Origin of the sequence: Actinomadura sp. 21ATH, assembly GCF_041951345.1 — a bacterium.
In the GTDB taxonomy this organism is placed as follows: domain Bacteria; phylum Actinomycetota; class Actinomycetes; order Streptosporangiales; family Streptosporangiaceae; genus Spirillospora.
Genome location: NZ_JBGNUR010000001.1, coordinates 382,151 through 395,030, shown reverse-complemented (window position 1 = coordinate 395,030; position 12,880 = coordinate 382,151). Strand labels below are relative to the sequence as shown.

The window sequence follows — 12,880 nt, the reverse complement described above, 5'->3', positions numbered from 1 at the left end:
CATGGCCTCGGTAGACGAGTCCGCCGCGGCCGTGCCACGGCGGGACACGTCCCCGGGCGCCGATGCCGGCGGCCCGGCGACCGCGAGGAGGCCTCGCTCTCCCGGGCTCGGCATTGTGGTCACCGTCGCCGTCGGGGTGTGCGCATGGACGCTCGCCCTGCGGCCGCTGGGCGACAACTCGTTCCTGTGGCATCTGCGGACCGGGCACTGGATCCTCGACCACGGTGTGCCGCGGGCGGACCTCTACTCGTTCACGGCCGCGGGCCGGCCGTGGACGGCGCAGTCCTGGCTTGCCGAAGTGCTCTACGCGCTGCTGGACGATCTGGTCGGCCCCGGCGGGATCCGGATGCTCCAGGCGCTCGTCGGTGCGCTGCTCGCGATGCTGGCCCACCGGCTGGCGCTGCGGCTGGTCCGGCATAACGGGCGGGCGGCGTTCCTCGCGGTCGCGGCGCTCACGGCGTCGCTGCCGTTCTGGTCGAGCCGTCCGCTGTTCCTCGGCCTCCTGGCCATGGCCGCGCTGGTCTGGATCGTTGAGCTTCCCGACTCGTGGGCGGGCTCGCGGCCGGTTCTCCTCGTTCCGCTGCTGATGTGGGCGTGGGCGAACGTGCACGGCGGGTTCGTCCTGGGTTTCGGCTACCTCGGGTTGCACCTGGCGGGCCGGTGGCTGGAGGGGCACCGGCCCGTCCGGGGCAGGGAGCGCCGGCTGCTCGTCGCGGCGTCGGCGGGCGCCGCGCTGTGTCTCGCCAATCCCTACGGCATCGGCCTGCTGACGTTCCCCTTCCGGCTCGCCCTCCGGGGCGGCGCGCTCGCCGACGTCGAGGAGTGGCGGTCGCCGGACTTCGGGTCCCTGGCGGGCATCCTGTTCGCGGTGTGGCTCGCGGTCCTCGTGGCCGCCCTGGCGGTCGCCCGGCGCCGCGTCCGGCCGGGCGAGCTGGTGGTGGCCGTGCCGTTCCTCCTGCTGGCATTCTGGGCGCAGCGCAATATCGCGGTGGCGGTGCTGGTGAGCCTGCCGCTCGCCGCCCGTGCTCTCGCCGTGCCGGTCTCCCGGGATCGCGGCAGGCTGCCGAACGCGCTGCTCCTGGCCGTCCTGCTGGTGCTCCCGGTGCAGGTCGCGGTGAAGGAACTGCGCGGCCCGCACTACGACCTCGGACGCTACCCGGTGGCGTCGATGCGCGCGCTGGAGGAACACGGCCTTGCCGGGCGGCGGCTGCTGACCAGCGACCGGTGGGCCGGCTACGTCATCCACGCGCACTGGCCGCGGCAGCGCGTCTTCATCGACGACCGCTATGACATGTATCCCATGGAGGTCGTCCGTGACCACCGCCGGATGATGAACGCCGAGGCCGGTTGGGACGCGGCACTGCGGCGATGGCGGATCGAAGTGGCGCTGCTGCCCAGAGCGGCGCCGCTGGCGCGGAGACTCGGCACCACGACGGACTGGCGAGTGATAGATGAGAACTCCCAAGCGTTCATCTTCGTACGGCGCTGACCGAACAGCGGCTCCGGAGCCGGGGATGGGCGCGGCGCCGGGTGGCTGGAGCGGAGTGCTGCTGGGCGCCGTGGTATTCACGGTCGCCCTGGCGGCCCTCATCAGGTTCGTCCTGGGGTACCGCGAGCGGCTGTGGACGATGCAGGACCTCGACGTCTACCTGGCGGCGGGCCGTCTCGTGCGGTCGTCGGGCGACGTGTACGGGTGGGTGTCGCCCGAGGGGCTGCCCTTCACCTACCCGCCGGCGGCGGCCGTGTTCTTCGTCTGGACGTCGTTCCTCCCGGCCGAGGCGATGCGCTGGATCAGCGCGCTCGCCGGCCTGGCCGCGCTGCTGGCGATCTGCTGGATCACCTGGGGCATGCTCGGGTACGGCCGCGACCGGCAGCGGCTGGGGGCCACGCTGATGGTGGCGGGTGCCGCGCTGTGGACGGAGCCGGTGCTGCGCAACCTGTTCTACGGCCAGGTCAACCTCCTCATCGTCGTCCTCGTGATGGCGGACATGGCCAGGCCGGACGACCGCAGGAGCAAGGGCGTCCTGATCGGCCTGGCGGCCGGGGTGAAGGTCGTGCCCGGGGTGTTCATCGCCTACCTCCTGCTGACCCGCAGGTTCCGCGCGGCCGCGGTGGCGGCGGGCTCGTTCGCCGCGACGGTGCTGGCCGGGGCGGTCGTGCTGCCGGGCGACACCGCCCGGTTCTGGTTCCACGACCTGTTCGGCAACTCGGCGCGCCTGGAGCCGGAGTTCGCGCCCAACCAGTCGCTGGGCGGCATGCTGATCCGGCTGGCGGGCGACCCGTCGGCCGCCCGGCCGTACTGGTGGGTGGCTGTCGTGCTGGTCGGCGCGGCCGGGTTCGCGCTCGCCGTCGTGGCCGGGCGTCGCGGCGACGACATCCTGGGCATGCTGACGTGCGCCTTCACCGCTCTGCTGGTGTCGCCCATCGCCTGGTCGCACCACTGGGTGTGGATCGTGCCCGTCCTGGTGATCGCGGTCTTCCACTTCCGGCCCGGTGCCGGGGCGGCCCGGCTGTTGGCGCTGCCGTTGCTCTACCTGCCGTTCAGCGGCGGGTTGGACCTCATCTGGAGGGTGCCGCTGGACCATCGGCGGGAGTACGCCTGGAACGGCGTCCAGTTCGCCATCGGGAACCTCTACGTGTGGATCGGGCTGGTGCTGCTGCTCGCGGTGGCCGTCCGGACGTTCCGGACCCGGGCGGAACTTGGGGCCGGGAATGGGCCCGCGGGCTCATAACAGGAGGTGTGACCGCTTGTATACGTGAAGGCGTGCGATACTTCCCCCGCTTCGCCGTACTCGTCGCCGTCGTCGCCGGCCTGCTCTGGTGGGCCCCTTGGCGCGACCGGATCGACGCTCTCATGACGGCCGACGACCTCCGCCTGCACCGGGTCGACGGCTACCGTCTCGCCTACCCGGAAAGCTGGCAGGTCCGTTCCGGAACGAATCAGGACGGGCTCGGCTACGTCGAGTTCAACGGCCCCGCGACCAGCGACGGGGCCCACTCGGGCCAGGTCCGCGTCGTTCGCCAGGACGCGTGGGGCCACCGGCTGCAGGACAAGCTGGCGCAGTTCCGCGTCGCCGCCTCCGCGACCGGCCGTGACGTCACCAGGGACGAGCCCGTCTCGGTACAGGGTGCGCAGGCCGCGCACCGGTTCGACATGGTCACGCGCGAGACGACCCCCAAGGGCGTCTCGGTCCGCCTGCACGAGACCGAGATGTTCGTCCTCTCCGATGAGGCGATGCTGCTCGACATCACCGCGCGGGCTCCCCTGGAGGGGACGGAGCCGGACTGGCTACCGCGCGTCCTGGAGAGCCTGCGCGTCGACCGGCAGGGTTGGTTCCTCCTCCGCTGACCGCCTGGAACGGTCCGCGCGTTCCCGGCGGGCCGTTCCGCTAGGCGGTCCCCCAGAGAGCCCCTCTGGAGGCGTCAGCCGAAGCGGATCGCGCCGTAGAAGCCGCGGCCGGCGAGCTCGGATTCCTTGACGACGTCACCCGTCTGCGGTGCCTCGATGAACTTCCCGCCGCCGGAGTAGATGCCGATGTGGCCCGAGTTCGGCAGCACCAGGTCGCCCGGCTGGAGATCGTTCTGCGAGACCCGCACGCCGCGCGGGTCGTTTAGCTGCGACACCGTGTAGTGCGGGAGTGAGATCTTGCCGCCGGAGGCCTGGTAGACCGCGTAGAGGGTGAGGCCGCTGCAGTCGAAGCCGTACGTGCGCTCACCGCTGTGGCCGCCGGGGGAGCAGCAGATGCCGTAGCTAGGCCCGGACGGGCGCCCGCCGCCCCAGGAGTAGGGGGTCCCGTACCAGCACCTGGCCCAGGCGACGACGCGGAGGCCGAACGGCATGTCGGGTGTGGGCCGCTGCTCCTTGGCGCACTTGGTGGCGACAGCGGGGCCGGAGCCGTAGAGGCCGTTCTCGGGGATGCCGGTGTACTTCACCGGGTCTTCCTCGGCGACCAGCCGGATCTTGAACAGCCGGATGACCTCGTCGCGCGGGGCGACGCCCATGCCCCGCGCCTGCCAGACCACCTTGCGGTCGCAGATGAGCGTGTCGAAGAACGGGGCGGACTCGCTGCCGCCCCCCGTGGTGATGTAGCGGCACTCGGGGAGTCTGAGCTCGGCGATGGCCGTGGCGGTTCCCCGGCCCTTGACGATGCCGGTCCGGCCGCGGTTGTCGGTGCAGAGGTTGCGCCTGGCCGCCAGGTCCTCGCGGTCCTTGGCGGTGAGCTCCTCCGGCTTCTTGATGACGCAGTCCTTGGTGTGCACCGAGACCTTCATCGTGTGCCCGAGTGCCCCAGACGGCTTCGCGTTGCCCTGGAGGACCGCTTCGTTCCGGTCGGCGTACCGGCGCGCGGACACGGAGAAGGCGGCGTCCGCGTCGGTGATGTCGTCGGCGATCGACCACAGGCCGGTGCCGTCGGGGAGCTGGCCCTGGCGGGCCGCCTCCATCGCGGCGTCGCGGAGCGGAGTCACGGCCGCGATGGCCGTGGCGTCCGCGGCCGTCTGGCCGCGCGAGCGCAGGTCATTGGCGCGCGCCACCTGTACGGCCAGCAGCGTGAGCGCGAAGGCGCAGATCATCGCCATCAGCAGAACGATCTGCGTCGAGCCCTCGTCCCTGCCGACCGCGCGCCACCGTCCAGCTCGCACAGCGCCCCCCACCGAGGAGTCCAGATCACAAGAGACCGGAAAGGACTCTAGAGATCTGCAGTGATGATCGACAGGGCCTGTGGGCCCAATCTTCCGCGCTCGCGTGACGTTCCGATCCGGGCCGGTGCGGCGTTCTGGGCACTGGCGGCCGTGTACGGAGGGCGCGCCGGTCGCGTTCAGGAAGCGCGAATGAATGCCCGGACAACGGTAGAAGAATTGTTGATGGCTTGCCGATTTCGCGTTTTATGTTGGGTCCTCAATGGGGTCCGTAGGCTCAATGTAAAAAGCCTTTCGAATGGCACCGTTGACGCTCGTGCGAGAGTCGAACAAGGCGGTGCTCCGGCGGGCACGGGCCCGCGATGCCGGCGAGGGGCCGGTCAGCTACCTGCTCATCGTGCTGCTGTGCGCGGTGCTGGTCGTCGCGGTCGTGCTTTCGGGCATCGGCGGGCAGGCCGCCCAGACCATCGCCGCCGCTGTGTGCCAGGTGGGCAAGGCCGCGGGGCTGGTCGCCGAATGCGAGCCGCCCCGGCCGCCCCGGGACGACCTGACCCAGCGCGACCCGGACGAGCCGACGCGCGGCTGCGTGCCGTTCATGGAGAGCCACTACCTCGAGGAGACGGTGGGGATCCCGCTCCGGTATGTCGACGTCCGGACCAACAGCCGCGGAACGCTCCAGCTCGTCGAGCGGGTGGGGCCGGACGGCAAGCGCACCTGGGAGGTCGTGGACTTCACCTGGGGCGAGGGCGGCGTCGGGTCGCCCGACGGCCTGCGCACCGGTCCGGTCTCCGGCAGCGTCTGGGGCGGGCTGACGATCACCAACGGGAAGGTGTACGGGGGCTTCACCAGCGAGGCGGAGGCCCGCCGCTTCTTCGACGAGCTGCGCGATCACCGGATCGGCAGCGACATCAGGTTCACCCTGCGGACCAATCCCGTCACCGGGGGGTTCGTCTGGCTGGGCAGCAGGCTGCCGTGGGTGGGCGACGACATCGATCGCTACATGGGCGGCAGCGAGCCGGACCGCGCGCCGACCGAGGAGTACATGGACGGCGGGCTCACCGGCGGGTTCCGCGCGGACGTGGACCTCAGCCTGGGGCCCGCGAACCTCCGCCTCCCGTTCAAGGGGCGCGGCTGGCTGCTCGTCGGGTCCCGCCGCAACAACACCAACGGCCAGACGACCGAGTACTACACGCAGCGCGGGGAGGTGGAGGCGGCGGTCCAGCTGGACGTGGGCGACATCGTCCGGCGCCTGCCCGCCGGCGTGCGCCGCCAGGTGCAGGACGGCCTGGAGGTCGGCCTTGACGCCGTCCTCGACGTCATCGAGGGCAAGCTCAGGAACGAGTACGGCCGCGACTTCAGCCTGCTGCCCCAGCACCGCGAGCAGATGAAGGCGCAGATCAAGATCAACCCCAGTGTCGGGTTCAACTACAAGCACCGCGGCGGCACGCAGTGGGGCGTGACGTACGACCGGAACGGCAACGTCGTCGGCGTCAGCCAGATCCAGAACGGCCAGGACATCCTGTACGTCAGGGCCGACGGCAGGGCCGTCGGAGAGAACACCGACCGGGACCGGGGGCAGATCACGGCGGGCGGCCAGTGGATCCTGTTCGCGCAGCGGACCGTGACCGAGAAGCATCTGGACTACAGCTCGGCCGAGGACCGCGCGGTCATCGACCGCTACCTCCGGGACGGTGACACCGACGCGGTCGAGGAGGCCTGGCGGAACGGGGCCGGGACCATGAGCAGGATGACCTACGACAACACCGGCGACACCACCAAGCTGGAGGGCAAGGGGAACACGCCCAGGCGGCGGCTGGGGTTCATCGAGATCGGCCGGGAGCACGAGCGCCACACGCTGCAGAGCGCGCAGTACTGGCGCGAGGGAGAGGGATGGGTGACGTGGCCCAGCTGCCGTTGAGAGGGATCGCCGTACTCGCCGCCCTGCTCGCGTGCCTGGCGGGCGTCACCGGCTGCGGAGGGGAGGGGCGCCCAGAGGTGCCCGCGGGCTTCACCGAGTACCGGGACGGCACGTACTCGTTCGCCCATCCCTCCGGCTGGCAGCGCAGGGAGGGTAAGGACGAGCGCGGGCGTCCCACGCTGATGTTCGTGGGCCCGCGGCTGCCGTCCGGGGAACTCGACGGGCAGCTGCACGTCGGCCGGATCGCCGGCTACGGGCATGACCTCGATGTCCAGCTCGGCCAGTTCCGGGGGCTCGCCGTCATGCACCGGTACCGGCTGACCGCCGACCGGCCGATGAGGATCGATGGTGCCGCCGAGGCCCACCGTTTCGAGGCCGCCTATGAAGTCCAGGACAAGAACGGTGCGCGGATCCCGTTCACTTTGCTGGGCCTGTACGCGCTCACGGATGACGGAATTCTCCTTGAGTTCATGCTGCGTTCGCCCCGGCGCGGTTCCGCGCATTCCCAACTGCCGGTGATATTCGACTCGTTCCATCTGAACGACTGACCCGGACCGGAACGGAGCGGCTACTTGGGCGCACGAAGCGGCGCGGGCGCGTTCCTGGCCGGCGCCCTGGTGACGCTGGCCGGATCGGCGGCCGCCGCCGTCGTCGTCGCGGTCGTCACCGTCGCGGCACCGGGCACCGTGCTCGGAGCCGGGTTCTTCTGGACGTCGGCGGCGTTCTCCGTGGTGCTGCACGGAGCGCTCGGCCTGTCGGGCGCCCGGGTCGCCGTCCGGCGGCTGCGGGACGGGGCGCCACGGCGCCTCCGGACGGCGGCCTGCGCCGGCCCCGTCGTGACGACCTGCGTGATCCAGCTGGGCGTGCTCGCCGAGGGCGAGGCGGCGGTCGCGCTGGCGGCGATCGGCGTCGCCTGCGCGGGGGCGGCGTTGGGGGCGTGGACGGGCGGCCGCCGGGCACGCCGGGCCGTGTGACGGGCTCCTTCCCTTGAAGAACACGGGGCCGCTGAAGAACACGGGTCCGCGAGGAAGGCGGCGGCCGGTCCTGATCGTCGTCGCCTGCGCCGTCCTGGCGTTCCTGTGGCTCGACGCCCTGTCCGGAACGCTCTCGTCGGTACCGGACGGGTGGGCGAGGGCGGCGGTGCTGATCGCCGCCGGTCCGGGGCTGGTCCTCTCGGCCCCGCTGATGCTCGCGGCCGCGTACCGCTTCCGCGGCCGGGCCGTGACCGGGACGGGCGTCGTCGTCGCCTGCGAGGACGGCTACCTGCGGGACACGGGATACGACCTGACCGTCCGCTTCACCGCACCGGACGGCCGGGAACGCTCGTTCACCGCGCACAGCGGCCGCCGCCGGGAGGTCGGCGGGCGGGTCCGCATCCGGTACGACCCGGGCGACCCCGCGGAGGCGAGGCTCTATACGCACCCGGCGGCGGATCTCGCCGGCGCCCTGCTGTCGCTGGTGGTCGGCGGGGTGGGCTGCATCCTGCTCTGGCTTCACTACCGGGGCGGCTGACGCACTCGGCGGATTGGGCCCGAGCTTGGGTCCGGAGGCTCACGCAATTTCGCGAAGGGAGCCGTTTCCTGTTCATCGGGTGAATGCATCGTGAACACGAAACGATCTCTTCGGGAAATCGGCGAAGGAAGTGTCAGCTACTTCGTCGTGGTCCTCCTGATCGCCTCCGTCACGGCCGCCGTCCTCCTGACCGGCGTCGGCGGGCAGATCATGGAGCGCATCAAGTACGCGATCTGCGTCACCGCCAACGTCGGCGACGAGAGCAAGTGCGAATCGCCCGAAGACCTGGCGATGCGCCCTGCCTGCACCACCAACCTCAACTACGACAGCTACTCGGGCACCGTCGAGGTGCTGATCTTCGATGTCGGCCGCGACTACTCGTTCATGCGCACCACCACGATCGATCCGCAGACGGGCGAACGGAAGATCCGGATCACCGCCATCAAGGGCGGCTCCGCCGGGGTCGGGACCGGACTGGGCGTCGGTGTCAACGCTGGCAACCTGTTCAACGCGGGCATCGACGCCAGCGCCGACGCCCGCGTACGGCTCGGGATCGGCGACGCCTGGGAGTTCACCGGGCCGAACGCCGATGCCGAGGCGGACGCGTTCGAGGCCGACATCCGCGAGCAGTACGGCATCGACGCGGTCAAGGAGAACGGCGGCGTCCTCGGCTGGCTCGGCGGGAGCGTGTACGACGCGGTGGCCGGTCCCGACATCCCCGACCCGCACATCAACCGGTACGAGGCCGAGCTGGACCTGTCCGCCTCGCTCACCGCGGGGCTCGGGGTGGGCCCGCCCGATCCCACCGGCCGGCACCGCGCGCCCGACCGGCACACCGAGTACGAGGGGCGGCACCGCCGGCCCACCACCCAGGACCGGCTGCCCGACTCGCGCGGCAGCGACAGCATCTCGCCCAACGCCTCGGCCTGGGTGGGCGTCGACGGCAACGAGAAGGTCGTCATCGAGGAGAACGAGCGGTCCGGGGACACCACGGTGACGCTGATGCTCAAGGGGGAGGTCAACTACGGCGAGCAGCACGTGGTGGACGGGAACCAGGGGCAGCGCACAGCGATGGGGGCGCTCTCGATGACCACCGACAGGAACGGCAGACTCACCAAGATCACTTTGGCTCAGACGCACATCGTCGACGGGCGGGCCACCGTCGTCACCACCGAGGTGCCCATCACGACGGATCAGCAGCGGGCGGACGCGGCGGAGTACCTGCTCAACCCGCTGGAGTCCGGTGGGCCGCAGGGCCAGACGCTCGCTCTCACCTGGGACGACATGGCGCCGACCGAGGACCCCGGGCCGGATGCGCACCCGTTCCTCCGGCAGATCTTCCAGAACGGCCGCACGTCGCGCGTCGACTACGACTACGACCAGAATGACGAGAACTACGGGGCCAGTGTGAAGCTGGGCCTCAAACTCGGCGCCAACTTCGGGATCTCCAACTCCAGCCGCGACGTCAGAAGTGCGGAGTACCTCGGTGCGCCCACCGCCGACGGCAGGCGCATCTACAAGGAATTGGACGAGTGCCGGTGACGGCGGGCCGGCCGGACGGGGAGGTTCTATGGTCAAGGCACTGATCGGAACGCTGTTCGGCCTCATCGTCTGCGGGGCCGGCCTGTGGACGCTGGCCGAGCGCGTGCGGATGCACCTGCGCGGGGCGCGGGCCGCGGGCACGATCGTCGGCCGCGCTGACGTGATGGGGCGCGGTCCCGGCATCGCGAACCGCTCCGGGGTCTTCCGCTTCCGGACGCCGGACGGGCGGGAGTTCGAGGCGACCAGCGCCGTGTACTCCTTCCCCGGGCCCAAGCCGGGCAAGCGGATCACGGTGCTCTACGACCCGGACCGGCCCTTCCACGGTGCCGAGCGCGCGGGGGTCCATCTGATCCTCATGCTGTTCGCGTACCCGCTGGTGATCGCCGTCGGCGCGGCCATCGCCGTCGCGTCCATCTTGGACCTGTGATGGGGCCGGGGACGACCGGAGGCGGCCGCCGGCGCGGCGCGCCGGTGCCCGCCGCCGCCCTTGTGGCCTGCGCGCTCGCGGCCGGCTGCGGTTCGGACGCCCGCGAGCCCGCGGCGGCCCCGAGGAGCACGCCCGCGGGGTACACCCCCGCGTCCGGGGGGCAGGTGACGTTCGCCCGCCCCAGTGACTGGCTCGAGGTGAAGCCGCCCCAGGGCTGGGTCTTCGCGGCCGAGTCACGGAAGGGCGCCTCGGTCGACGCGCGGGCCGGGGTGGTCGGCAACGTTCCCCAGGTGCACGACGCGGACGCCGTCGCGGCCGGTTCCGACGCCGCGCTGCGGCTGACGGCCGTACGGTTCGAACGCGGACCGAAACGGGCGCTCAAGGTGCCGGGCGCACGCGCGGCGGTCCGGATCGACTACACCTACGTGAACGACTCCGCGGCGGCGGAGCCGGCGTTGGGCACCGATGTCAGCCTGGTCTACGGGACGGGGAAGGCCGTGGTCGTACGGATCAACGGCCGGCGTGACCGGCTCTCCCCGCGGACCATCGACCAGATCGTCGCCACCATCGCGGTGGTGCCCGGACCGGCCGGCTGAGCGCGGCGCCACAGGAAGGAGAGACGGTGGATCTCGTTCGTGCCTGGGGGACGGCCGTAGCCGTCTATCTGGTGGCCAGCCTGGTCACCACGATCGCCGCCGTCGGATCGGACGCGGCCGCCGACGGGCTCACCGCCACCGGGGACCGCGTCGTCTGGAACGCGGTGCCCATGGCGCTCACCTTCGCGGCCATGACGGTGCTGGCGGGACTCGCACATCCTGGCCCCCGGCGGTCGTCATCGTCCCGGCACGCTCTGGCGGTCTTCGCGGTGCCCGCGGTCCTCGGAGTCCTCGGCGTGGTCTTCGGCCTGGCCACCGGGCCGGCGGTGTCGGCGTGGAGCGGCGGGGCCGGCGCGCTGGTGGGGACCGCGGCGGGCTGGGGCGTCCTCGTCGCCCTGGGGCGGCTGCGTCCCGCCACCTGACTTGGGCCCCCGGGCCCTGGAAGAGCAGGCGGCGGCGCCGCTAGGGTCCGGTCGGGACGGACGAGGCCATGTTCCCATGTCTCCTTGCCCGCCCGCAGAGTTCACATCTTCTCGACAGGCGAACGCGACAGGTGAGCACCTCTTACACGCGCGAGCGGAGCCGGCCGGACGGGCGGGAGGACGCGCCCGCAGGGCGGTCCGAGACGGGGGGCCGCCCGCGTTCCGCGCGCGTTCGCACAGCCCTCGTCTGGGCCGCTCTCGGCTGGATCATCGGGATCGAGCGGCTCGACGACAACTCGTTCCTCACCCATCTGCGGACCGGGCGCTGGATCCTCGAGCACGGTGTCCCGCACGCCGACATCTACTCCTACACGGTGCCGGGAACGACTTGGATCGCCCAGTCCTGGCTGGTCGAGGTGGTCTACGCGGCCATCGCCGAGCTCGCCGGCCCGACCGGGATCCGGGTGCTGGGCGGATGTTTCGGCGCGGCGTGCGCGTATCTCGCCTGCCGGCTGGCCGACCGGGCCGGCGGTGGTCGCACGGTGGCGCTGCTGCTGCCCGCTCTGTTCGTCTCGTCCCTGTACTGGGTGGAGCGGCCGCTGTTCGTCGGGATCCTGGCGCTCCTGGCACTGCTGTGGATCGTGGAGGTACCGGACTCGGCGGCGGGGCGTTGGCCGCTGGCGACGATCCCCTCTCTGATGTTTCTGTGGGCCAACTCCCACGGCACGTTCGCGCTGGGCTTCGGATATCTCGCCCTGCATCTGCTCGGTCGATGGGCGGACGGAGCCGTACCGTGGCGGGATCGGGAGCTGCGGCTGCTGCAGGCGTCCGGCCTGGCCCTGCTGGCGTGCCTGATCAACCCGTACGGGGCGAGGCTCGTGCTCTTCCCGCTCGACCTGCTGGCGCGCGGCGACGCCCTCCGCCATGTGAGCGAATGGAAGTCGCCGAACTTCCACACCATGACCGGCATCGCCTTCGCGGTGTGGATCGCGGTGTTCGTGGTCGTGATCGCGCTCGCGCGGACGAGGCCGTCCAGGCGTGACGTTCTGGTCTCCGTCCCGTTCCTGCTGCTGGGGCTCTGGGCCATGCGCAACGCGGCGATCGCCCCCTTGGTGGCCCTGCCGGTCCTGGCGCGGCTGCTGCCCGGCGCGCGGCCCGCGGTGCCGCGCCCCCGCGCCGACATGGTGATCGTCGTGGTGGTTCTGGTCTTCATGGCCCTGTTGACCAGGGCGGGCCTCTCCGATCCGCCGTTCGACCTCCGCCACTATCCGGTGGCCGCGATGCGGGCCGTCGAGCAGCAGGGCCTGCTGGGGCGCCGCCTGTTCACGCAGCACGCGTGGAGCGCGTACGTCATCCACGCCTACTGGCCGCGCCAGCGCGTCTTCATGGACGACCGCTTCGACATGTATCCGGTCGCGTTCACCGAGAACTACATGAAGGTCCGGGACGGTGACGCGCGCTGGCGGCCGACGTTCGAACGCTACGGGGTCGACGTCGTCGTCTGGAGGACCGGCGCCGCCCTCACCGAGATCGTCTCGCGCGAACCCGGCTGGCGGGTCGTGCACCGGGACGCCATGGCGACCGTCCTGGCCAGACGCTGAGACGATGGGCCCACAGGCCCACCGGCCCACCGGGTTTGCGGGCTCCAGGGCCCTCCGTTCCGCCGTCCGCCATCGCTACCGTTGCACGGTATGGGGACAGTGCTCGGGCCGGACGCCGATCCCGGAGACCGGGACGCCCCGGTCGTACCGGACGGCCCGCCTTCCACAGCGGCGGCACTGCGGTCCGAGGACTCCACGGAGGCGAGGGCGCCGGTAACAGCGGA

The 12,880-nt window shown here is 71.6% G+C and carries 13 protein-coding genes; 12 read left to right on the top strand and 1 reads right to left on the bottom strand.

Annotation, left to right across the window (positions count from 1 at the left end; all coding sequences use genetic code 11):
- Window positions 1–115: 115 nt before the first annotated feature.
- The 3 genes from ACA361_RS01920 to ACA361_RS01910 are packed head-to-tail and all read left to right on the top strand — an operon-like array spanning window position 116 to window position 3,349.
- Entirely contained in the window at window positions 116–1,489 is a 1,374-nt protein-coding gene (locus ACA361_RS01920; RefSeq protein ID WP_375009998.1) for a hypothetical protein, read from the top strand.
- Window positions 1,490–1,514: 25 nt separating this feature from the next.
- Window positions 1,515–2,732 (top strand): glycosyltransferase 87 family protein, encoded by a 1,218-nt coding sequence (locus ACA361_RS01915; protein WP_375009997.1) that lies wholly within the window; start codon window positions 1,515–1,517, stop codon window positions 2,730–2,732.
- 32 nt (window positions 2,733–2,764) lie between these two features.
- On the top strand, window positions 2,765–3,349 hold the full coding sequence (locus ACA361_RS01910) for a hypothetical protein (RefSeq protein ID WP_375009996.1): 585 nt from the start codon (window positions 2,765–2,767) through the stop codon (window positions 3,347–3,349).
- 74 nt (window positions 3,350–3,423) lie between these two features.
- Here ACA361_RS01910 and ACA361_RS01905 read toward each other — a convergent pair whose 3' ends face one another.
- Complete coding sequence (locus ACA361_RS01905) at window positions 3,424–4,641, bottom strand: C40 family peptidase (RefSeq protein WP_375009995.1); 1,218 nt, start codon at window positions 4,639–4,641, stop codon at window positions 3,424–3,426.
- 304 nt (window positions 4,642–4,945) lie between these two features.
- Here ACA361_RS01905 and ACA361_RS01900 point away from each other — a divergent pair, with 304 nt between their 5' ends.
- The 9 genes from ACA361_RS01900 to ACA361_RS01860 all read left to right on the top strand — a co-directional run bounded on the left by ACA361_RS01900 (window position 4,946) and on the right by ACA361_RS01860 (window position 12,656).
- Complete coding sequence (locus ACA361_RS01900) at window positions 4,946–6,556, top strand: hypothetical protein (RefSeq protein ID WP_375009994.1); 1,611 nt, start codon at window positions 4,946–4,948, stop codon at window positions 6,554–6,556.
- Window positions 6,529–7,104 carry a hypothetical protein gene (locus tag ACA361_RS01895; RefSeq protein WP_375009993.1) on the top strand — a complete coding sequence of 192 codons (576 nt, stop codon included), beginning with the start codon at window positions 6,529–6,531 and terminating at the stop codon, window positions 7,102–7,104. Before ACA361_RS01900 ends, ACA361_RS01895 begins: the two co-directional genes overlap by 28 nt.
- A gap of 24 nt (window positions 7,105–7,128) precedes the next feature.
- On the top strand, window positions 7,129–7,530 hold the full coding sequence (locus ACA361_RS01890; protein WP_375009992.1) for a hypothetical protein: 402 nt from the start codon (window positions 7,129–7,131) through the stop codon (window positions 7,528–7,530).
- Between the two features lie 13 nt (window positions 7,531–7,543).
- A complete protein-coding gene (locus tag ACA361_RS01885; RefSeq protein WP_375009991.1) occupies window positions 7,544–8,068 on the top strand; it encodes a DUF3592 domain-containing protein in 525 nt (174 codons plus the stop codon).
- Between the two features lie 147 nt (window positions 8,069–8,215).
- A complete protein-coding gene (locus ACA361_RS01880; RefSeq protein ID WP_375009990.1) occupies window positions 8,216–9,610 on the top strand; it encodes a hypothetical protein in 1,395 nt (464 codons plus the stop codon).
- Window positions 9,611–9,638: 28 nt separating this feature from the next.
- Window positions 9,639–10,037 carry a DUF3592 domain-containing protein gene (locus ACA361_RS01875; protein WP_375009989.1) on the top strand — a complete coding sequence of 133 codons (399 nt, stop codon included), beginning with the start codon at window positions 9,639–9,641 and terminating at the stop codon, window positions 10,035–10,037.
- Complete coding sequence (locus tag ACA361_RS01870) at window positions 10,037–10,633, top strand: hypothetical protein (protein WP_375009988.1); 597 nt, start codon at window positions 10,037–10,039, stop codon at window positions 10,631–10,633. The genes ACA361_RS01875 and ACA361_RS01870 overlap by 1 nt, the downstream gene beginning before the upstream one ends.
- A 26-nt stretch (window positions 10,634–10,659) precedes the next feature.
- Entirely contained in the window at window positions 10,660–11,055 is a 396-nt protein-coding gene (locus ACA361_RS01865) for a hypothetical protein (RefSeq protein WP_375009987.1), read from the top strand.
- Window positions 11,056–11,186: 131 nt separating this feature from the next.
- Complete coding sequence (locus ACA361_RS01860; protein WP_375009986.1) at window positions 11,187–12,656, top strand: hypothetical protein; 1,470 nt, start codon at window positions 11,187–11,189, stop codon at window positions 12,654–12,656.
- The last annotated feature ends 224 nt before the right edge of the window (window positions 12,657–12,880 follow it).